At 43.6% G+C, this 24,441-nt stretch carries 9 protein-coding genes and 1 pseudogene; 2 read left to right on the plus strand and 8 right to left on the minus strand.

Annotation, left to right across the window (positions count from 1 at the left end; translation table 11 throughout):
- Both QUB30_RS20315 and QUB30_RS20320 read left to right on the plus strand, forming a co-directional pair.
- Positions 1 to 3,577, plus strand: a 3,577-nt coding sequence (locus tag QUB30_RS20315) for an ATP-binding protein (protein WP_333336845.1), incomplete at its 5' end; no start/stop codon positions are given.
- Positions 3,578 to 3,839: 262 nt separating this feature from the next.
- Positions 3,840 to 4,126, plus strand: a pseudogene (locus tag QUB30_RS20320) (transposase); the annotation flags it as partial.
- Positions 4,127 to 4,709: 583 nt separating this feature from the next.
- On the opposite strand, the gene QUB30_RS20325 reads toward QUB30_RS20320, so the two are convergent.
- The 8 genes from QUB30_RS20325 to QUB30_RS20360 form a co-directional block, all read right to left on the minus strand.
- A complete protein-coding gene (locus QUB30_RS20325) occupies positions 4,710 to 5,747 on the minus strand; it encodes a methyltransferase (RefSeq protein WP_333336847.1) in 1,038 nt (345 codons plus the stop codon).
- Between the two features lie 153 nt (positions 5,748 to 5,900).
- Entirely contained in the window at positions 5,901 to 9,761 is a 3,861-nt protein-coding gene (locus tag QUB30_RS20330) for a beta-ketoacyl synthase N-terminal-like domain-containing protein (protein ID WP_333336849.1), read from the minus strand.
- The gene (locus QUB30_RS20335) at positions 9,754 to 15,468 is read right to left on the minus strand and encodes an amino acid adenylation domain-containing protein (protein WP_333336851.1); all 5,715 of its coding nucleotides are present in this window, start codon (positions 15,466 to 15,468) and stop codon (positions 9,754 to 9,756) included. The genes QUB30_RS20330 and QUB30_RS20335 overlap by 8 nt, the downstream gene beginning before the upstream one ends.
- Positions 15,469 to 15,945: 477 nt before the next feature.
- Entirely contained in the window at positions 15,946 to 21,606 is a 5,661-nt protein-coding gene (locus QUB30_RS20340) for an AAA family ATPase (protein WP_333336853.1), read from the minus strand.
- Positions 21,607 to 22,817: 1,211 nt separating this feature from the next.
- Positions 22,818 to 23,279 (minus strand): SRPBCC family protein, encoded by a 462-nt coding sequence (locus tag QUB30_RS20345; protein WP_333336855.1) that lies wholly within the window; start codon positions 23,277 to 23,279, stop codon positions 22,818 to 22,820.
- 12 nt (positions 23,280 to 23,291) lie between these two features.
- Positions 23,292 to 23,645 carry a transcriptional regulator gene (locus tag QUB30_RS20350; RefSeq protein ID WP_333336857.1) on the minus strand — a complete coding sequence of 118 codons (354 nt, stop codon included), beginning with the start codon at positions 23,643 to 23,645 and terminating at the stop codon, positions 23,292 to 23,294.
- A 4-nt stretch (positions 23,646 to 23,649) separates the two neighbouring features.
- On the minus strand, positions 23,650 to 23,979 hold the full coding sequence (locus tag QUB30_RS20355) for a type II toxin-antitoxin system RelE/ParE family toxin (RefSeq protein WP_333336859.1): 330 nt from the start codon (positions 23,977 to 23,979) through the stop codon (positions 23,650 to 23,652).
- 41 nt (positions 23,980 to 24,020) lie between these two features.
- Positions 24,021 to 24,434, minus strand: coding sequence for a transcriptional regulator (locus QUB30_RS20360; RefSeq protein ID WP_333336861.1), 414 nt, complete (start codon positions 24,432 to 24,434; stop codon positions 24,021 to 24,023).
- Between the last annotated feature and the right edge of the window lie 7 nt (positions 24,435 to 24,441).

Below are 24,441 nucleotides of genomic sequence, written 5' to 3' on the forward strand. Positions count from 1 at the left end.
GGCGCAGCAGTTACAGAAATTGCCCGTTGAAACTCAGGATGTTTTAAAATTAGCCGCTTGCATTGGCAATCAGTTCGATCTGACAACATTAGCAATTGTTTCGCAAATTTCGGAGACGGAAACGGCAACCGCATTGTGGAAAACTTTACAGGAAGGTTTTGTTTTACCTCAGAGTGAAGTTTATAAATTTTATCTGGGAGTAGAAAGTATTTCTCAATCTACTTCTCAAACGGTCGCCTATCGCTTCTTGCACGATCGCGTCCAGCAAGCCGCTTATTCTTTGATTCCAGAAGCAGAACGCGCGATCGCTCATTATCAAATCGGGCAATTACTCCTGCAACAAATTTCATCAGAAGCCAGAGAAGAACGCATTTTTGAATTAGTCAATCAGTTGAACTACGGAACCACACTGGTTGTACAAGAACAGGAACGGGACGAACTCGCCCAACTCAACCTCACTGCTTGCCACAAAGCCAGAGCGGCCACCGCATATCAAGCCGCACGCGAATATGCCAAAGTCGGTCTGAAACTGTTGGGAACAGACGCTTGGCAACGGCAGTACGAAATGACCCTATCTCTGCACGACTTGGCTGCCGAGGTGGCGTTTCTGGCCGGCGATTTTGAGCAGATGAACCAGTGGATTGAAGCGGTGATTCATCATGCGAAAACACCTTTAGAACAGGTACAAGTTTATCAAGTAAAAATCCAGGCATTGGTAGCCCACAATAAATTTTTAGAGGCGATCGCGATCGGTCAATCCGTCTTCCAAATGTTGGGCGTAAACCTACCAGATGAACCAACCCTAGACGATATTCGGCAGTTGAAGCAAGAAATTGATGCCTTAATTGAGGGTCGCTCTATTGAGTCATTCCTTCATCTGCCGAAAATGACCGATCCTCAGCAATTAGCCATTATGCAAAATGCGGCTCGGCTGACACCCGTCTGTTATATGTCAGGCACAAAGCTCTATTTCCTGGTCGTGGCCCTCCAGGCCAAATTGTCTATTCAATTTGGCAATAGTCCGGTTTCCGCTTTTTGCTACGTGGGTTACGCCTTTCAACTGAGGATGCTGTGGGGCGATATGACACTGGTGCCTCAGTTTGGGCAGTTGGGATACCAACTTGCCTTAGAACCCGATGCCAAAAACATTCGAGCCGCAACCGCCATGTTAATGGGGGCATATGTGGGTTCTTGGACGATCCATCTGCAAGACACGCTGCCCATTCTTCTCGATGGCTATCAAGCTGGATTAGAAACAGGCAATCTAGAATTTATGGGCTACGACGCCCAGTTGTACTGCTTCAATGCTTATTGGTACGGTCAACCGCTCGCTGAACTCGAACCGCAAATTCGCGCCTATTACCAACAGTTGTGCGACCTCCACCAAGTCACAGCAGCAAACTGTGTGTTGGCGTACTGGCAGGCGGCTCAAATTCTCTTGGGTCAGTCAGAGGACGAAATTCCCTTACGCCAGGATGCCTATGAAGAACAAGTCCTGGCCCAGGCCAAAGTCGATTTTTACCGACTATCCTTCTTTTACCTGTATCGCTTCACTTTGAATTACTGGCTGGAAGACTTTGCTAAAGCAGAACACGATGCCGCTCAAACGCGACATTATTTAGCCGGAGGGATGGGAAGTATCGTTGAACCTATCTTCTACTTCTATGATTCTCTCAATGTGCTAGCGACTCCGCCGGAATCGATGTCGGAGTCAGAACCGCGATGGCAGCGAATGCTAGAAAATCAAGCCAAGCTAAAAGACTGGGCCGATTATGGCCCCATGAATTACTTGCACAAATATCATTTAGTTGAAGCCCAAAAGCATCAACTGCTCAATTGCAAAACAGAAGCTCTAGAATTTTACGATCTAGCAATTAAAGGAGCCAAGGAAAACGGTTATATCCAAGAGGAAGGGTTAGCCAACGAATTAGCTGCCAAGTTCTACCTTGACTGGTGCAAAGAAAAAGTTGCAGCCAGCTATATGCAGGAAGCATATTACTGTTATGCCCGTTGGGGAGCTAAAGCCAAAATAGAAGACCTAGAACAACGCTATCCCCAATTACTTGGGCCCATCCTGAATCAGCCCAAACTTCGCTTTAATCCTCTAGAGACACTGGGAACGATTAGCCAGTCTTCACACACTTCCAGCACCAGCAGCACGAGTATTTCCGATGCCCTTGATTTCGCCTCTATTGTGCAAGCTGCTCAAGCTTTATCCAGTAAAATTCAGCTTGATGAATTGCTCGACACTCTCAATCAAATTATTTTGAAAACTTCTGGGGCAGAAACTTGTGCTTTGCTACTTCCCCATCAGAAGGAATGGCACATCCGGGCAATAACTCACATCAATTCCGATAATCAGCCACCCACAACTCTGCTGCAAAGCCAACCTCTGGATAACTCTGTGGGGATTCCGCTCAAGCTGATTTATTATGTCAAAAATACTCTGGAAACTGTCGTTATTGAAGGCGGCAAAACCGATATTCCGGGTTTAATGAATGACTGTACGCTCCAGTATGAGTCTCAGAGTATGCTATGTACTCCGATTCTCGATCGGGGGAACTTAGTTGCGATACTTTATCTCGAACATCGATCGACGAAAGGAGTGTTTACGAGCGAGCGCCTCCTCGTCCTCAAATTCCTCTGCACTCAGGCTGCCATTTCCTTAGAAAATGCGCGATTGTATCAGCAAGCGCAGGACTACGCCTACCAGGTTGAACAATCTCAACTGCAATTAGTACAGAGCGAAAAAATGTCTGCATTGGGCAATTTAGTAGCGGGGGTAGCCCATGAAATTAATAATCCAGTCGGTTTTATCTCTGGCAATATTAATGAAGCGATATCCGCCGTTAAAGATATTACCAAATACCTGCAAGTCTACCAAGAAAAATTTCCCAATCCAGGAGATGAAATCGAGCAAATAGCAGAAGAATTTGACATCGAATATCTCGTTGAAGATTTACCCAAGATGTTGCACTCGATGCAAGTCGGGTGCGATCGCATCCAAGGTATTAGCACCAGCCTTCGCACTTTCTCCAGAGCCGACAAAGATTACAAAGTTCCTTTCAATATTCATGATGGTATTGAGAGCACAATTTTGATTCTTAAACATCGATTAAAAGCCAACGAACAGCGTCCTGCTATAAAAGTAGTAAAAGAGTACGGAAACTTGCCACCAGTTGATTGCTTCCCCGGACAATTAAATCAGGTGTTTATGAATATCTTTGCCAATGCTATTGATGCACTCGAAGAATCTAATCGGCAACAGAGTTTAGAGAATATCAAAGCCCAAGCCAATTGCATCACGATTCGGACAGAAATGAAGTCTAAGGAGTGGGTGGCGATTCGCATTTTTGACAACGGACCCGGGATATCAGATGAGATAAAAGGTCATATTTTTGACCACTTATTTACAACTAAAGGTGTGGGTAAAGGCACGGGATTAGGTTTGGCGATCGCTCGTCAAATAGTGGTTGAGAAACACGGTGGTACAATTGAGGTAAATTCTGAACAGGGTGTCGGTACAGAGTTTGTCATCACTCTCTTTGTCAAAGACTTAAATAGTTTTAAGGCATAGAAAGAAATGGATGGGGAAGGAAGGGACTGCAACCTCTCTCCTAGAGTTTTTGCAGATACCGAAATTTGTTATTAACTTACCAGTTAAAATCGTGGCAGGTGTTTTGGATTCATATTATAGTGACCAACCATAAAATGTCTAATTGGGGCTTGCTGAATGGCTCTAAAAAGCTTTTGCTGTATGGGCGGGCAAGCGCAGTGCGGATAGCCAAATGCCAGAAAAGCTGGTAGGGCCCAAAACCCGCGCATCTCCATCAGCGATCGTGTACCGAAAAGTTGAACAAGCTCGCCCGCTTAACCGAAGACTTTGAACTCCCATTCGGCGAAAAGTTAGCAGAAGATAACCGTTGGGTAATGCTCGCTCAACTAATGCCTTGGGCCGAATTTGAACAAGAGTATTCTCAAAATTTTGAAACAGAAGCTGGCCCACCTGCTAAATCTTTTCGCCTAGCTTTAGGGGCATTAATTATTAAGGAAAAACTCGGAGTCAGCTCCGCGTGAAACTGTAGAGCAGCTCCGGGAAAATCCTTCCCTGCAATACTTTATCGGTCATATCATGTCCGGTCGATTAACCATGATTAAACTTTTGCCTCCGGCCACCAATAGAAATGAGTCAAACCACTGATTAACTGTTTGAGATTTAACAGTTTTCGACACCGCTCGAATAAAACTGCTTCTAACCCTCTTCTGTCACTTTCGGCAGAAAATAATCCGGGATGCTTAGAGCATAAGACTTTTATCAAAAATCTTGATTTCCGCCATTCTGTTAGAAAATGAACGCTCAAATCCCCGCTCTATCTACAGTTAAAATTTTGCTCTCACTTTTATTTTCCCAGAGTGACAAAAGAGGGGTTATCCCTCTTTTGTCACTTTCGGTAGAAATTTTTTTGGAACTGTTGATTTGTAAGGCTTTTGCGTTGCTACCCCAAAATTATTGAGTATGGCTAAAATCCAAACAGCGCAAGGCGAAAGCCTTTTGATCTCCCCGAAGTGACAAAAGAGGGATTAGCTAGTACGCTCTGGCTCTCGGTCGGAACGACACTATCAAAGCGGGAAAACCTATAGCTTGTACGATCTCGCTCTCGGTCGGAACGACCCCCTTTGGAGGGAAGTTCCGTTTAGACCTGGTAATGTCAAGCCGGTTTCGCCTCGATCGCACTTACTGGCCCCGTTGTTTTGATCGTATTAGTCACAGTAAATCCCGCCGATGAAAGTAAATTATAAAATTCATCCTCTGTACGCATAAAAGTACCACCCAGAATGAACAAATTTAGACTCCCCAAACCAATAAAGGGCGACATTTTACCTTGAGGCAACATAAAATCAACAACCACAAGCTTGTCTTTAACAGTCATAGCTTGATAACAGTTACTAAGAATTTTAATAGCATCCGAATCATCCCAATTAAGGAGGACGCGAGAAATTAAGTAAAGATCGCCGCCCTGAGGGAGAACCGAATCAAAAAAGTTTCCTCCAACTATTTGACACCTATCGGCAACTCCCGCCCCTTCCAAAACCAGATCAGCACCAACAACAACATCTTCGCGATCGAACAAAATAGCTTGCATCTTAGGATTCGCATTCAAAATAACAGCCGTTAGAGTTCCAATGCCCCCTCCCACATCCACAAGTGTCTTAACTTCTGAAAAATCATAAGCTTCAAGAACCGGAAGCAGCCACTCTCTTGTCGTCTCCTTCATCCACTCATTAAAATTTACACTCGCCTCCGAATCTTGCTTTAAATAACTATAAAAATCCCTATTAAAAGTATGATTAAATGCAGCTTTTCCCGTCTTTATACCGTAGAATAAATTGCCCCACGCCTGATAAATCTCATCACCCATCGCCATAACTGTACCCCGTAAAGAATCAGAAGTACCAGTCAACAAGTGTTTACCCATAGGATTTAATTGAAATTTGTCATTATCTTCTGTAGAAAACACACCAACGCTGCTCAGCATACGCATCAAGTGATAAATACTCCTAGAATTTACACCAGTAGCTTGTGCAAGTTCATCAGCAGTCTTAGAGCCGTTACTCAAAATATCTGCAATTCCCAGTTTAGCTGCCACAAAAAGTGCCTGAGATTTTTGATATCCATACATCATTTCTAGTAGCACTGAGGATGAGCTTTCACCTTCGTATTCGGTATGATCTGCGTATAAACTCATGGGAATTCCTTTGAAAGTTATCTATTTAAGAATTAAAGAGGCCGTATCCAGAAATATAGAGATTACTGTCGTCTCCACATTTAGCAAGACTGACTCAACAAAAAAACTGTTAGGTCAAAAGTGCGCCCAAGCGCCACAAAGTACCTCTCTCATCTAAATTAGCTGCCTTGCCTCATCAATGTATACTCTAAGTTGTTCAGCCATAACCTGAACATGAGGGGGATAATTCATAGTGATATGATTTCCCGGCACTTCTTGAACCTCTACACCTCCACTAGCAACCTCAATCCAAGGTAATTCTGGATTGTTATGATTAACTTCATTTTGTTCGTTAGCACGGAAAAAGATGATTCGACCCGGATAATTTTGGGGTATATAATTTCGCATCGCTTGGGCGTGTACTTTAAACAGATGAAGAAACTGGCGAATCTGAGGTAATCCAAAATCTGGAGGAACTACCCTATTAGCAATCTTTACTTGCTCCAAAAAGTAGAGAAGTTGCTCCTCTGGTTCCAGTTTTTGAAGAACCTCCATAGAAAGAGACAGATTGAACCCAACACCTAGCAAATATACCAAAATTGCTGTATCATCTTCCGTTGCTAAAACGGGCATTTGATCGGGCCCAGGAGTATCTATTAAAGTTAGCAGCGCTATCTTTTCACCTTGGGCATTGAGTTGCTGTGCCATCTCAAAAGCAACAGTGCCTCCAAAGGAAGAACCACCCAAAAAATAGGGGCCTTCTGGTTGTTTAACCCGCACTGCTTCAATATACCGATCAGCCATCTCCTCAACTTTAGTAAAAGACTCACTTTCCCCATCTGAGACGTGCGCTTGTATTCCAAAAATAGGCTGATCGGAACCTAGATAACGCGCTAAGTCCCGATAAATGTAAACGTGACCGCCTACCGGATGAACTAAGAACAAAGGTTGTTTAAAACTCCCGCGCTGAATTTCTACTAACAAAGATTCACAAGCTGGCTGGAGTGGCTGGTTAGTATTATCAGATAAGTCGGGATTGTCTTTAATTAATGCAGCCAAAGCTGCAATAGTCGATGATTGCAATAGGCTATGGGGAGACAAGACTTTTTGCAGTGTTTCGTTTAATTTAGTTATTAGTTGAACTGCTAATAATGAGTCTCCGCCTAAATCAAAAAAGTCATCATTAATTCCTACTTGCTCGATCCCGAGAAAATTTTGCCATATCCTAGCAATAGTTTGCTCAATTTCATCTCTAGGAGCAACATAGGTACTGTGTAAATTTGGTCTAGAATGAAGTAGTGTTGAATCTAATTTTGGGGAATTTTCATCTGGTAAAGATGCAATTTTAATTGGTTGCTCAATTCCCGGTGCTTCAATCCAGTAACGTTGGCGCTCAAACGGATATGTTGGCAGTGGGAGACGATAACGCTGCTCATCAGCATAAAATTTAGACCAATCTATTTGTACTCCTCCTAACCAGAGTTTACCCAATGTAGTAAGTAAGAAAGCTACATCTGAATTTTGATCTTGTGGATGGCGCAATGAAGAAAGTACAATTTGCTCAGCCCCCTTATTAGGATGCTGTTTTGCTAGCGTGTTCAACGTCCGTCCTGGCCCCACTTCGAGCAATATTTGATTTTGGTCTTTTAATAGCTGTTGTAACCCATCTGCAAAGCGTACTGTTTGCCGCAGATGTTGAGCATAATAACTCGGATTTGTCGCCTCTGTCGCTGTAATCCAATTACCAGTGACATTGGAAACGTAGGGAATTTTAGGCGAGTTCAGCTTAACTTTTTTAACCTGTTCGGTGAATGGTTCTAAAATTGGCTCCATCATCTGTGAATGGAAGGCATGAGAAGTGTGCAACCGGCGACACTCTACACCTTTTGCGAGCAGTTTCTGTGCCAATTCATCTACGGCATCAGTAGCACCTGAAACCACGCTCATAGATGCTCCATTAATCACAGCCAAATCAAGTTTATTGCCCAAAAATGGTTGCATTTGCTGTTCTGGCAGTGGAACTGCAAGCATGGAACCACTGGGCAGTTGTTGCATTAATTTACCTCGTGCAGCTACCAAGGATAAGCCCTCTTCCAAAGAGAAAACACCAGCCAAACAAGCTGCTACATATTCACCAATGCTATGACCGATCATCGCTTTGGGATGCACTCCCCAAGACATCCACAATTTAGCTAAAGCGTACTCGATCGCAAACAGTGCTGGCTGTGTAATCGCGGTCTGTTTTAGTTGGTTTGTAGCTGCTTCTGCTTGTGCTTCAGTTGGATAAAGTACGTCGCGCAGATCGATTCCCAAGTGAGGTGTAAGAATTTCCGAACATAGATCGATCTGTTCGCGAAATGTTGGTTCAACTTGGTAGAGTTCCAAGCTCATATTGATGTACTGCGAACCCTGTCCTGAAAACATAAATACGACAGGTCGATTTTTGGACTCTTGGAAGCTGGTAAAAACTCGTTTTGGATCTAGATTGTCGAGAGCGATCGCGCCCTCTTCACTGTCATTACAAACTACTATCCGTCGATGGCTGAAAGCTCTTCTACCAATTTGAAGCGTATAAGCAACATCAGCAAGATTTTCATCGGGATGCTGCTTTAAATATTCCCTCAAATTTACCGCTGCACAATCAAGTGCCGTGCTAGTTTTTGCCGATAAAACCAACAGTTGCGAGGGTCGGGATTCTCCAGATTTTTCTACAGTAGGTGCTTCTTCTAGCACCACATGAGCATTAGTTCCACCGATGCCAAAGGAACTAACTCCAGCACGGCGGGGCGTTTTACCTGCTTTCCATTCGGAAAGTTTAGTATTAACGTAAAAGGGACTGTTGGCAAAATCAATCTTGGGATTAGCTTGTTCAAAATGCAAGCTAGGTGGTATTAATTGGTGTTTGAGAGCCTGGACAGTTTTGATTAACCCCGTGACACCAGCAGCAGTATCCAAATGTCCGATATTGGTTTTTGCCGAACCGATCGCACAAAAGCCTTTTTTCTTAGTTTCGAGTGAGAAAGCTTGCGTCAGCGCAGCGATTTCGATCGGATCTCCCAGGGGTGTTCCGGTTCCGTGAGTTTCTATATAGCTGACGGTTTCAGGGGGAATTTCTGCGATCGCCAGAGCATCTGCGATCGCCTGCGCCTGACCATCTATACTGGGAGCTGTGTAGCCAATTTTGAAAGCACCATCATTATTAATAGCACAGCCTTTGATTACTGCATGAATATAATCTCCGTCTGCGATCGCCTCCTCTAATCTTTTCAAAACCACAATTCCTACACCGCTACCGTTCACAGTTCCCTGTGCCTTAGAATCAAAGGCTCTACAGTGTCCGTCTGGCGAAAGAATCATTCCCTCTTTATAAAAATATCCTGCCTTTTGGGTAACGCCAATAGAAACGCCACCAGCCAAAGCCATATCGCATTGGTAATTCAGCAAGCTTTGGCAAGCCATGCTAATCGCAACCAATGAAGTAGAACAGGCTGTTTGGACAGTAATACTCGGCCCTTTCAAGTTTAATTTGTAAGAAACGCGAGTTGACAGGAAATCTTTTTCATTGGCAATCGCAAGCTGATAATCTCCAAGTGATTCTCTTAACTGACGATTAGGATAAAGGTTATTCAAAAAGTAAGTATTGAAACTTCCGGCACCTGCGTAAACCCCAATCGAACCTTCGTAAGTTTCCGAGTTGTAGCCAGCATTTTCTAGAGCTTGCCAAGCAGACTCCAAGAAAAAGCGGTGTTGCGGATCTGTAATTTCAGCTTCTCTAGGATTAAACCCAAAGAATGAAGCATCAAACAACTCAATATCTTCTAGTACACCTCGGGCTTTTACATAGCGGGGGTCACGCACTACTGATTGGTCAATACCTAAAGATTCTAGTTCTTGTTCAGAGAAGAAAGAAATAGATTCCACACCATCGCGTAGATTATCCCAAAACTCATCAACATTTTTAGCACCAGGAAAGCGACCTGCCATGCCGATGATAGCGATACCTTCTATAGACTCGGAAGTTTCAGAGTTATCCATTTTTATGCTTTCCTTGCAAGCGCTGTTTTTGCTTTTGGCGATTGATTGCTTCTTTTTGTTTTTTAATGTGTTCTCGAGTTTGCCCAACAGAGGATTTTTCCTCTGGGTCCTCACTTAAATATTTAGCCAAAGAGCTAATGGTTGGATATTTAAACATCTCCATCATTGAAACATCTCTGTCGATCGCTTCTCTCAGTTTACTATGAGCTTGAGCCATCAGTAATGAATGACCGCCTAAATCGAAAAAATTATCATCGACACCGACTTTCTCTAGGTGTAATACCTGTTGCCAAACGGTAGCGATCGCTTGTTCAATCTCAGTTTGAGGTGCGATATAAGTTGTTTCCAACTGTGGGTTAATAGCATCGGGAGCTGGCAGTGCCTTACGGTCTACTTTGCCGTTTGGTGTGAGCGGCAAATGATTCAAAAACACAAAGCCGGAAGGCACCATATAGTCGGGCAGTTTTTGCTTCAAAAAGTCGCGTAAGCTGCCGATTGTTGTGCGTTGCAAAACTTTCAAGAAGCCCTGAGTTTCCATGAGATACTCTATGCTTTGTTGCACTAGAGCCTGCTCATTCCGGCTGAGGGCGAACACAATCCCACATTGCTCCCCTTGTCGCCAAACGATTCTGCCCTCCAACCATTGCTCCTCACTGAAACCAGGTAGACGCAGGTACAGGCGGAGGGGTTGGCTGGGCTGATAAGCATCTGGTACGCCTACTATGCAGACACCACCGATGGAAATGTCTTCTGTGCGGAGTTTCACCGCAGGACTGCCGCCAAATTCAGCCAGACATGGGCTCTGATAAGGCACTCGTTCTGGTCTGAGGTTAGAAGTAATATAAGCGACTAGGCGCTGGTTGCCGGAGGCATCCTCGCGGTTGATAACTAGAGACTCTTGTATATCCGGGTGTTGGCTCAATACGGCCTCAATTTCTCCTAATTCGATGCGGAAGCCGCGAATTTTAACTTGGTCGTCGATGCGACCGAGAAATTCGATATTGCCGTCGGGTAGGTAGCGGGCTAAGTCGCCAGTTTTGTAGAGGCGAGAACCCGATTCGTTGCTAAAGGGGTTGGGAATAAAGCGATCGGCAGTTAGTTCGGGCCGGTTGAGGTAGCCGCGTGCTAAACCAGCACCGCCAATATACAATTCTCCCGGAATGCCGATCGGCACAAGCTGTTTTTGGGCATCTAGAATATAGACCTGCGTGTTGGCAATGGGCCGACCAATAGGAGGTGGCTCTTTACTATCGGTACATTCGGCGATGGTGGCACAGACGGTGGATTCGGTCGGCCCATAAGCATTAAAGAACCGACGCCCTGATGACCATTTGGCTATGAGGTCGGGGGAGCAGGCTTCTCCAGCGACTATTATTGTCCGCAACGCTGGTAGTTCATTCGCGGGCAGTACCGCTAGCACTGATGGTGGTAGCGTAACAGTCGCGATCGCAAAGTCACGCAATAGCTGAATTAGAGTTGCTCCAGGTAGCAGAGAGTCCCGCGTTCCCATTACCAGGGTCGCTCCCGCCAGCAAGGCCATGACAACCTCTGAGACTGAAGCATCAAAGCTCAAAGAGGCAAACTGGAGGACACGACTGTTCGGTTGCACATTGAAGATACGGATCTGTGCTGTAGCTAGGTTGCTTAGCCCAGAGTGCGCCACTAGAACACCCTTGGGCTTCCCTGTAGACCCCGAAGTGTAAATCACATAGGCTAGGTTCTCAGGCGTTAAGCAGCATCCAGGGTTTTCGTCACTCTGTCGCTCAATGATTTCCCAGTCTGTGTCTAGGCAAACGATACGCGCTTGATGTTGGGGTAGAGATTCAACTAACCGCGCCTGAGTCAGCAGCACTGGTACAGAGGCATCTTCTAGCATGAAAGCTAAACGGTCCGGGGGATAAGTCGGGTCCAGCGGCACGTAAGTCCCACCAGCTTTGAGAATGCCCAGCAGTCCCACTACCATTTCTAGCGATCGCTCTACACAGATACCAACCAGTACCTCTGGCCCCACACCTAAACTGCGGAGATGGTGCGCTAGCTGATTCGCTCGTTGGTTCAGCTCTTGATAGGTAAGTTGCTCATCTTCAAAGACTAATGCGATCGCATCGGGCGTGAGCTCTACCTGCTCTTCAAACAACTGGTGTATGCACGTATCTTTGGGGTAATCGGTTTCGGTATCATTCCACGCCGCTAATTGCTGCCGCTCAAACTGGGTTAAGAGGGGCAACTCGGCAATTTTCTGGTCTGGGTTAGCGACAATGCCTTCGAGTAAAGTCTGAAAATGCCCTACCATCCGATCGATCGTGTCAGCATCAAACAAATCTGTGCTGTACTCAATGCGACCAATTACACCCGATGGTCTCTCGTCAAGTTCGAGGTACAGGTCAGACTTTGCCGTGCCGGTATCCACATCTAGCTGGCTGATTGTCCACCCATCCATTTCGACAAGCGGGGGTTCGAGAACAAACGCAACTTGAAATAAAGGGTTATGAGTGAGATTTCGCTCTGGTTGCAGTTCTTCCACTAGCTTCTGGAAAGGCAATTCTTGGTGAGCGTAAGCTCCTAATGTCGCTTCCCGCACCCTAACCAGCAGTTCTTTAAAACTCGGGTTGCCAGAAAGATCGGTACGCATTACTAAAGTGTTGAGGAAGTAACCAATCAACCCCTCTAGCTCTTGTCGGTTGCGGATGTTGGCTGCAGTGCCTACAGGAATGTCAGTATGCCCCGTATAGCGGTAGAGCAAGGTTTGGAATGCTGCCATCAAAGTCATAAACAGGGTGACACCCTCCCTACGACCCAGCTCCTTAAGCATCTCGGTTAGGCTCAGAGGTAGCGCCAGACATTGCCTTGCACCCCGAAAGCTTTGCATGGGCGATCGCGATCGGTCTGTGGGTAGTTGTAGTGTTGGCAAATCAGCTAATTGCTGTTTCCAGTACCTGAGTTGGTTTTCCAGCACTTCTCCCCGTAGCCATTGTCGCTGCCAGTAAGCAAAGTCCGCAAACTGAATCGGCAATTCTGGGAGCGGCGATCGCAAGCCTAAAGAAAATGCTCTGTAGAGTTCCGCGAGTTCCTTGAACAAGACGCTGTAAAGAGAAACAGCATCGATCGCGATGTGGTGTATGGTCAGGAACAACCTGTAATCTGTCTCCCCCAACTGCATAAGAGTACCTCGCAACAGCGGCCCTGCGGTCAGGTCAAAAGGCTGCTTCGCTTCCAAAGTTGCCAGCCGTAAAGCTTCAGACTCCCGTTCTGCCTCTGGAAATTCCCCAAGATTCACCACAGGCAAGGTGAAATTCAAGGCATCTTGAATCACCATCACTGGCTGCCCATCTACCAAAGCAAAAGTAGTTCGCAAAACTTCGTGACGCTTGATGATTTCGCTGATGCTGCGCTCTAGTGCGGCGATGTTGACCGAACCAGGCAGGCGAATGGTAATCGGTTCGTTATAAAAGGGCGTATCGGGAGCCAGTTGACATAGAAACCACAGTTGTTGCTGGCTAAAGGACAGAGGCAAGTTCTGATTCCGCGAAATTGCTTGAATGGGAGGAGCCTGGGGTATGGGAGCTTTGTGACTGGCAATTTCCAGATTGTGAGCAAGATCCGCTACTGTGGCAGACTCAAACAGGGTACGCAACGGTAATTCCACCTGGAAAGTGTCTCGCATTCGAGTGGCAATCTGCGTGACTAGGAGAGAGTGACCTCCCAATTCCAAGAAGTTGTCGCGGATACCAACCCGCTCTAGTCCCAGCACTTGGGCCCATATTCCTGCCACTACCTCTTCGACAGGAGTTTGAGGTGCTACATAATCTTCTCCTACTTCGGAAATTATTTTAACGGCAGGCGCTAGTAGCTTCTGGCGGTCTATTTTGCCGTTGGGTGTTAGCGGCAAGGTTTTCAGGAATACAAAGCTGGAGGGAACCATATAGTCGGGCAACTTATCTTTCAGGAAGTTACGCAATTTTCCTGCTGCAGTGCGTTGCAAAAATTTTAAGAAGCCTTGGGTTTCTAAGAGATGGTCTATACTCTGCTGAATCAGAGCTTCTTCAGTGGGTGTGAGAGATAACTCAATCCCCGCTTGATTTCCCTGACACCAAGCGACAGTTCCCTCAAAATCGCGCTCTTGGGCATCTCCGGGTAGTACGAGGCACAGGCGAACACGCTGACTTCTCGAGCAATTATCTGGAACTCCTACTAGGCCGATGCCACCGATGGATATGTCTTCTGTTTGTAGTTTAACTGAGCGATCGCCGTCAAATTCCGCTAAACACTCGCTTTTGAATGGTGTGCGTTCTGCGGTGACTTTGGAAACCACATAAGCTACCAAGCGCTTCTGTCCGGGTACATCCTCTTGTGCTGCTACCACCGCTACCTGCACCTCTGGGTGTTGTCCCAGCACGGCTTCAATCTCGCCGAGTTCGATGCGGAAGCCGCGAATTTTCACTTGGTGGTCGATGCGACCTTGAAATTCGATGTTGCCATCGGGTAGATAGCGGCCCAAATCGCCTGTACAGTAAAGGCGATCGCCTGTATGCGGATGAGTGATGAAGCGCTTGTTAGTCTTTTCCTCATCTCGCCAATAGCATCTGGCTAAACCGATTCCTCCAATATAAAGCTCCCCGACTACTCCCTCTTGACACGGCTCCATCGCTTCGTTGAGCACGTAAAAATGTTGGTTGGTCATCGACCTACCGTAAGGGATGCTTTTCCATGCTGGGTCAACGGTTTCGATGGGATATAGAATCGACCAGATGGAAGCCTCGGTTGCACCTCCTAAGCCGATAACAGCGGGGGTTGAGGGTTGCTCTAAATTTTCAGACACTGCACTGTTGATTAAACCTTTGATTTGATCTGGCAAAGTCAGCGGTATCCAATCGCCGCTGAGAAGAACTAATCGCATAGATGAGTGTAAATCTTTGCTATGACTAGCGGCATAATCCACAAGCACCTGCATCAAGGCGGGTGCGGAGTTCCAGATGGTGACTTGTGTTTGGGCGATCGTATCCACCCAGTGAGCTGGATCTGGCGATGCTGACGGTTGGGGGATAACAACTGTTCCTCCCGCAGCCAGCAAGCCGAAAATGTCGTATACAGATAGGTCGAAGCTGAGGGAGGATAGAGCTAAGACGCGATCGCCTGCTCCTACTTGAAAGCGGTGGTTAATATCGAGGAGTGTGTTAACGGCACCCCGATGCTCGATCGCTACTCCCTTGGGTTGACCAGTAGATCCGGATGTATAAATTACATAAGCTAAATTATCTGCTGTCACCTCTGTTTCAGGGTTTTCCTCGCTGAAGCGATCTACTGTTTCTGAAATCCCATCTAAACAGATGACACGTGCTTGGTGTTCGGGAAGAGACTCGACTAAATACTGTTGTGTAAGCAATACTGGCGTTTGGGAATGTTCCAACATGAACGCCAGTCTGTTTTGCGGATAATGCGGATCTAGTGGTACATAAGCACCGCCAGATTTAAGAATACCCAACAGACCTACTACCATCTCTAAAGAGCGCTCCACACAGGCTGCGACCAATACCTCTGGCCCGACACCGAGAGTCTTCAGATAATGCGCCAACTGGTTAGCTTGGGAGTTTAATTCCTGATAAGTTAGCTGCTTCCCTTCCAAACTTACTGCAATAGCCTCAGGCGATCGCTTTACTTGGAACTCAAATAGCTGGTGGATGCACCTATTTTGAAAATTACCTAGCATTTTATTCTTCCTTCGATCGCGCAATACTGAGTTTTTTTATCGGTTCCCATAAGCGTTGCCGAGTTTAATATCTTGCCCTTGCGAAAAAACTTAAATTATTTAAATAAATTTGCCGTCAGATTGGGGTGATAGTGCTGAGCAACGACCCAATCAAGCTAGCTTCAGTAGACTTTTTCTTTGCTCCCCTAATCACCTTATTATATAAGTTAAGCGGAGTGTTTTTGTGATCGCGGTCACTATTTAATCTACCTTTTTAAGCGCTCGATGAAAATCTTTACCCTCCGCCCCGTGGCTTTTATAATGCCACAAGGAAAGTCAATTCCTGGCAGCGAGCACAAGCTCAATCAATAGACCTATTGCAAAAATAATTAGGAGGGCATATCCGGCCCATCCCACAAGAGTTATTTTTTCTTGTGGGATGGGCCGGATATGCCTTCCGAGCAATTGATGAAAAGGACTTTTGCCAGAGGTCTAATCTCACTTTTGCACAGTTCCCTGCTTGAGAGGAATCTCAATCACGAATTCTGCTCCCTGTCCAGGCGCGGAAATACAAGTCAGCCTACCATGATGTTTTTCTACTACAATTTGGTAGCTAATAGCCAACCCCAAACCAGTGCCAGATCCTACAGGTTTCGTAGTAAAGAAAGGGTCAAAAACCTTCTGCCTTACTTCTTCTGTCATCCCCGCTCCATTGTCGGCAATCCGAATCTCTACTTGGTTAGTATTTATGAGTATGGTACGAATACGAACTTGTGATTTTTTCTTGTGGATTGATGCTATAGGAGAAGTCACTAATGATTTATCTATAGCATCAATCGCATTGCTGAGTATATTCATAAATGCTTGGTTCAGGAAGCCGGCGTAACATTCTATTTCAGGTATCTGACCATACTCTTTAATAATTTCAATTCCAGAATGGTCGGGCTTAGCTTTTAGCTGATTTTGCAACAATAGCAGAGTGCTATCGATCCCTTCATGGATATCTACTCGTTTTATTCCCGCCTCATCCAATCGCGAGAAATTCCGCAGCGACAAGACAATCTGGCGGATGCGTTCTGCCCCTAGCTGCATCGAATCAAGCAGTCTAGGAAAATCGTAAATTAAGAATTCCAGATCGATATTTTCTGCAAAAGTATGAATTTCAGGAGTTGCATTAGGCAATTGATCCTGATAAAGACTCAGCAACCCCAGCAAGTCATGAAAATAGTCGCTAGCGGGAGTAAGATTGCCGTAAATAAAGTTAATTGGGTTGTTAATTTCGTGAGCGATACCAGCAACCATTTGCCCCAGGCTTGACATTTTTTCAGTTTGAATTAGCTGAGTCTGTGTCGCTTGCAATTCTTTTAGGGTAAGTTCAAGTTGAATTGCTTGTTCTCTCAGCAGGCTATTTTTTTGTTTTAACTCGTGAGTCCTCTCTTCTACTTTTTGTTCGAGCGTTTGGTTGTAATTTTCTAATTGTTCGTTAGCTGTTTTCAAGTTTTGAGTAGCGGTTTCCAATCTCCCATAGAGCATCGCATTTTTAAGGGATATAGCTATCTGTGAAGAAAGTATTTTTAATAATTCCAGCCTCTCCATTGTAAAGGCACCAGTTGTTATATTGTTTTCCAAATAAAGAATACCTATCAGCTTGCCTTGATTAATAATAGGCATAGATAATATTGACTTGGGTTTTGTTTTTAGGATGTAAGGATCGTTTATGAATCTTTGTGACACTGAGGCATCATTTAAAACCACATTTGCTTTAGTTATGCCTACATAATTAATTATAGTAATGGGCAGATTATCACTGTTTTCGACGGGTGATTCTGAACACAATACAACCACATCTCTCTCCACAACACCTGTAGCTTCTATAACTAACTTTCCATCTTTTTCTAAGATCAGGCACCCTGTTGTAGCTCCAGCATTTTCCATCACAATTTTAAGTAACTTATCTAGCAACTTATCAAGAACTATTTCTTCAGCCAAGGCCAGATATGCTTTGTTCGCAGTGGACAAATCCAAAACCGCCGAACTTCCTCCCATGGTCGATGTTGTTGTTCTATTAATCTCTATGCCTATGGATTCTCGCATCAGCATCTGGGAAAATACCAAAGGATATCTAGACTCTAAATCTTTAACTTTAGTTTGAGCTCCCCAACGAATATACCCGTAGTAAGCTTGTGTCAGATAGATTCGAGCAAACTTGTCTCTGCCTAGGGAGAAATAAAACTCGGCTGCTAGTTCCGATGCTAGTGCTTCTTCCTGAATATATCCTTGTTCTTGAGCTCCCGTGATAGCTAGGTCATAATATTCCATTGCTTCTGCAATTTGCCCTTGAACCCGTGCTTTCTCTGCTTCCACAAGCTCATACTTATGCTTGAAGTTTGATGGGGCAGAATCTGCCCATTGGCGCATTTTTTGCTGATTCTTTTCTACAATATGCAGGTATTGTTCTTGCTCTGAGCTTGAAGCTTTGGCATACTGAGCAAGGAGAGCGAGCGAATAATAAAAGTTGTGAACAGCATAAACTACCATGCTCGTCACAGTGATTCCGTGTTCTGCGGCTAAACTGGCGTTGGCCACAGCTCCATGAGGTTCTTTAAACAAATAAAATAGAATCGTCTTGGCCAAATAGGTAAGAAACAACAAAATTCGATTATTAGTTTGAATAAAAATAGGTAATATTTTGGTTTCATTAAAACTCTCGCCAATCAATTCACATTTATCTTCCACTTCGTTTTGAAAATTTAACGTCATTTGGTGGAATATCTTAATGTAATAGATAGAATAGTCTTGTTTTAGTTTGAGCGCTAAATCAACATATTGCCTTTGTTGCTGCTCTACAATCTCTAATTGCTCCCCAGTTAAAAAGACGCTAGCGCAATAAATAGTAGCGTTATAGCCAGCATATTCTATATCTCCAGTTTCCAGTCCACTTTGAATCCCCTCGCGTAGTGAGGTTAATGTGTTCTTAACATGAACTTTCCAGGGTCTAATCACACCATGAAATAAATTGCAGACTTTACATTGAAGTTCTCTAGCGTTAAATTGATCCAAGAGCTTTAAAGCTAGCTGACCAGAATGATATCCAGCATCTATGTTTCCGGTCATTGAATATATGAAAATGCCATAAAAAGCATACACAAAAGCCGCCTGTGCTGAATGACCGTGTTCAACACATAGCTTCGTTTGGGCAAGTACAAGCACAGGCACAATCTCTGGCTTCACTGTGTAAGCAGGAGAAATAACGCTCATCAGTATCCGCAAGGCTGCTAATTGATACGGATCTGTCATTTCTGGGATGTTTTCTAAATTTTCAACAGAAGGCAGCTCGATCGCAACACCGCTGCCATCCGCTTCATTTGACAAGGAGACACCCAGCATATCCAGCACTTGCAGCCCAGTATCAATGGCTTTTAACATCTGATTTTGAGCCATATAATACTGGATTTGTAGCTCGTATACTTTCACTCTTTCTAGCAGGGTGCTAGCTTGTTTCAGAACAACTTCAGCAAGAGCCGCTGACCTTTCGTAATTCGTAGTAAGATATTCTGCTTCTACGGCTTCTACATAAAGTGCTAGAGTCAGAGCGTAGTTAGTCTGCCAACTGTTTTCTGTTAATAGTTTTAACCCTAGTCTTAATTGCATGACAGCCGCTTCATAAGCTGACGCTGCTTTTGCTTTTTTACCTGCTATTAAATTTAATTGAGCCAGCTTGTATTTTTCGTCTCTATCGGTAATTAATTCTACTCCGGTATTTAGCTGATTAACTATCTCAAATATCTTTTCTTCTAGTGCATCTTGATGTGTCTTATGCAACAGGAGTTTACCAATTTTTAGGTGCGTAGATTTTTGCTGCTCAGAAGGAATCAGAGAATAAGCTGCTTGCTGCACGCGGTCATGCAAAAATTTGTAGGATACGTTGTAAGTATTAATTTCTGATTGGGTTTCTTGACCACTACCGATTACCAATGACTCATTACTATTGAAGAGTAAAGGAAGTTTATAGGCACTTTCCCCGATGGGTAAAATTAGGGCTTCCTGAAGCCCGTCCCACAAAGCAGATGCCGTTTCAGATATAGATTTTTCACTTACTATTGCTAAAACTTCTAAATTAAATCGGTTGCCAATGCAAGCAGCTAACTTTAAAACTTTCTGGGTATCTGGAGGCAGTTTTTGAATGTTTCTGGCTATGAGATCTACGACATTATAATCTGCGATCGCAAGACTTTGAATTTGCCCCATATCCCACTGCCATCTGCCAATGCTGAAGTCAAAGGTCAACTGTTTTTCTGCGTAAATGGAGGTGAGAAATTGAGTTAAAAAAAACGGATTGCCTTGAGTTTTATTGTAAACTAACTCAGCTAATAACTTACACTTTTCTATTTGATGGTTATTGTTTTTAGCAAGCAAACTTTCTTGCTCAATTTCTCCGTGTTGCTCGGAAAAACAAGTAACAAGGGGGACTGCTGATGAGCAGTTGTCACCCAACGTGTCAGCAACTAATTGATTTACTGTACTAAGTGTCAACGGTTGGAGGACTATCTTATTTATTATTGATCCGCATGAATAAATACTATCTAAAGTCTGCATTAAAGGATGAGTTGGGCTGACTTCGTTATCTCGATAGGCTCCAATCACCAATAAATATTGGCTATCTCGGTCAGTTAGCAGCACATGAACCAATTTCAAAGAAGCGGAATCTGCCCACTGCAAATCATCTAAAAATAAAACTAGCGGATGTGCTTTTTGGGTAAAAATATGAATAAATTGTTTAAAAACAAGATTGAAACGGTTTTGTGATTCACTTGCTCCTAATTTAGAAACTTCAGGTTGCTCACCAACGATCAATTCCAATTCTGGAATAACGTCAATTATAACTCTAATATTTTTGCCTAAATCATTTAAAATTTTCTGTTTCCAAAAGTGGATTTTTTCCGGGCTTTCTGTTAATACTTGGCGAATTAGTTCTTCAAAAGCTTCAATTAAGGCTCCATAGGGAATATTCCGTTTAAATTGGTCAAACTTACCTGCGATAAAATAACCCCTTGCTCCAACAATGGGTTTGTGAATTTCATAAACTAAGCAAGATTTACCTATTCCTGAGTAACCGGAAACTAGCATGAGCTCGGCTGTTCCAGCGCTAACTCTGTCAAAAGCATCCATTAGATTGGCTACTTGCGTTTCTCGTCCGTACAATTTTTGTGGGATCAGAAATTGACCGGACTTATCACGCTCACCCGGAATGAAGTTAGAATTTTTGCCAGTTTGTTGTAATTGATTGAGACATTGTTCTAGATCCGCTTTGAGACCATAACCACTTTGATATCTATCCTCAGCAGTCTTGGCTAATAATTTCATCACTATGTAAGAAATTGCTTTGATAATCTTATCATTTTGAATTTTAAATGTGGGATTATCGCTCGTAGTTTCAAGTCTGCTATTTTGCTTTTTTGCCATAATTTCCCCGAGGGATCGCGGCTGTTTCGCGATATGGCAGTGAATTAATTCCATCGGATCGGTAGCCTTAAATGGTAATTCACCGCACAGCATTTCATAGAATGTGATACCTAAAGAGTAGAAGTCTGTCCGATAGTCAATTGAGCGATTCATCCGCCCTGTTTGCTCGGGCGAGATATAGGCGATTGTGCCTTCTAGTAAAGTGGGATGGCTGAGTGTTTGGGTTTCTTTAGACAAGCGCGTGGCAATGCTAAAGTCAGTAATTTTTACTTTTAGCGTAGCAGGAGTGATGATGATATTTGTCGGCTTAATATCTTTATGAATAATTTTGTGATCGTGCAACTTACCCAGAGTATCTGCTAACTGAATAGCAATTTTAAAAAACTCTTTAAGTTCAAGTTGGCGACCATTCAAAAAGTTTTTGAGGGCTTCTCCTCTTGAATCTTCCAATATAAGTGCTAGACCATGATGATGATTTTCCAATCCATAGGGCTTGACAATACCTTCTATATTGAGATGTCGAGAGATTTCATATTCATGTCTCAATTGCATAATCTCTTCGAGAGTAGGATAGTCTGCGATAAGGGTTTTGATAATCACAGCAGTCTGATCTTCCCTCCTCTCAGCGCGATAAACTACTGTCTTTGAACCCTCATTAATTTTTTCTATTAGTTTATAATTGGCCTTAATATTCATAAAGATTGTACCTATCTTAACAATATAGTATTTGACGCTGTGCGAAAGTAAATTGTTGGGGTAGTTTCGCTAAAACTAAGTAGGTAAGCGGGATTAAACAGAGCTATGTAACAGTATGTAAACAGGGTGAACTTAGCCACGCTTACGGAATTTGGATACTTTACAATCGTTTACATAATTGTGTTTTACAGCGCCTACCTATTTATCATTCTTTGTTTAAGATTTAACCCTGATTTTTTTTTAATTTCGTTAATTAGATAAAAAATGTCTGAATTACTTTAAAATATATGACCACTTTTCTCTAAGTTTTATATTTTTGATGATACCACATCCCGCGGCTAATTAGATAGGCGAAAAAAAATATAAATGTACCAACTTCGCTGTTGCGGTACAGGAGTTTGGCAATAAAATATGAGCCTTCGTCCCCGTCTACTTGCAGCCGGTACTCTCACCCCTGGCGATCGCGAACAATCATCCGATCGCTGTTTTCCGATGAACTTTCCAACATCATTTATTTTTAGAGTACCCGATAACAATTGCCCCTCACCGAATCGGTAGTCCTGAATAGTCAGGACTACCTGTTATAATTTACTTATTCAATCTGCTTTAAATTTTAGCTGATGAAATCTCCGAGGTGCGACTCTCAATATATTTGCAAAATTTGAGTCTCGGATCGATGTTTTTCTATCTATCCCTGGAGTTGGCTCATATTTTTTGAGGGTAAAATTACATGATAATTTAGCCGCTCTCCGTAAACCATTTATTTTTGGATAAAGTCTATTATGAGCACGGAAAGTTAATGAAGTTATGAATTTATTTAAACACCTGAAAAAAAAGTTAAAACATTTTTCAATTATTTAGAATCGGAACCCAATATTTGACTACCAATACTATCAATAAAAATCCCTGAGTTCACTCTTGTTCTGAAACAGTTAATCAACGCTAAAAGGATTGGGATCGGGCTAAAACTATCGGACCCGCAGTGCAATCAGGAGTATTTCATTTATGCTTTCACTTCGGTGTGCCGATCTCACAGGTCATACTTGATTTATTTGCCAAACAGAGATGCACGCGAGGGATATTCATCTATTCTGAAATATAGAACATTCTGGCGAAAGTAAAATTGACAATTTTCGATATAAGATTGCTCCATACGGGTGCATATCTAAACAAAAATTGTACTCGCATCACCACAGAAAGCACAGTAATATTCAGCCGTTGTTTGCATTTTTTTCGCACTCGATTTTTGTGACTTCGTGCCGGTAGCGAAACATATCTGTTAACCGAATTTCCACCCACCAACCTAACAGCAAATCGACAATCGGGCCGCCCGGTATCGAAAATGCGATCGCATCTGTCAACCTAGTCTTGCCATTTTCTGAGGTAAACTCGTGTCGGTGAGTCCAACGTGCCATGGGCCCCTCAGTTTGTTCATCAACAAACAAGCGATATTGTTCGCACTCAGTGTGAGTCGCCACCCATTTTACAGGAATCGGCCCCAATAACAGGCGAAATTCTGATACAGCACCCACATCGAGTCCCCCTTCGCGGCGAATAATTTTCACCGGTTGCCAAGGCGGAGTCAAAAGTTGCAGAATGTCGGGCCTTTCGTGAAAGTTCCAGACTGCTTCAACGGTGGCATTAATCAGCGACGAATATTTAAAATTAGCCATTGTATCGTTGGGCTAGACAGTTAAGTGCGATCGCGTTTCAGCATTTGCAGTATTATCCTCTGTATCAGTACAAACAGCAACAGTTAGTTTCAATCCCAAAGCATTCAGCCAAGTTCCCAGATTATAAATCGCATCACTTCCTTGCTGCGACAGCAATTCATCGAGTTTTTTTAAGTGCAATTCATATTCTTCTGGAGTCATTTTTGGTTGACCGAGACCTTCTGCTACATCGCTGAGAGCTCGTTTTAGCAGTTCAGGTTCCGGCTCTTCCTCCTCTAATGTCACCGTTATATAGGCTGCTGCTAGTTCGGGCTTTTTTCTGAGAGATTCAATCAAAAATGGATGATAAGGTAGGCTTTTAGGCATTGTCTTAACTCCTATAATCTGTCCAGTATTCTTTAGCTTGGCGGATATCTCTGTCTTGAGTGCTTTTCTCGCCTCCGCAGATGAGAATCACAATTGTCATTCCTATTTGTCCAAAATAGATTCGGTAGCCAGGCCCATAATTGATTTTGAGTTCGCATACGCCTTCCCCCACGGAGCGATAGTCTCCTAAATTACCATCAGCAATTCGGTTAAGCCTAGATATAATCTTGGCTTGAGCATTGATATCTCTCAGCGAATCAAACCACTGATCGAAAGGCACTTTGTTATCTGGCGTAGTATAACGCTGAATTTCTTTCGGTTGGACTTCGGGCATAATTATATTATAGTGCGTCACTCATCCCAGTATCCTGGCAATTAATTATACTCAAGAAATGCCACAGGGGAAAGATGGAAAAACTTAGCTAACTTTTGAATTTGACCCGCCGTCAGTTCCCGCTTTCCATTCATCACCTCAGATACCCAAGACTCGGATTCAAAAATATCAACCAAATCTTTTTCTTGAATATTGTCTTCAACCATCAATGCTTTCAGTAGTGCGATACCTTTCAAGACTGGCATTGGCTCATGTTTTTGTTCGCAATCATAAACAAGAGTACCCAACACGTTTAAGTAATCCCGATCGTCCTGCGTGAGATTGCTCCGACTCACAATAGAATCAATCCGATTTTGTGTAGCGATTAACTCAGCTTCACAAGTAATGGGACGCGGTGGAAAAGTTGTGATTATCTCCATATAGTAGCTACTAGGAGTTTTCCAACCCGTCGTCATTTTTCCA

Source organism: Microcoleus sp. BROC3, from assembly GCF_036702515.1.
In the GTDB taxonomy this organism is placed as follows: Bacteria; Cyanobacteriota; Cyanobacteriia; order Cyanobacteriales; family Microcoleaceae; genus Microcoleus.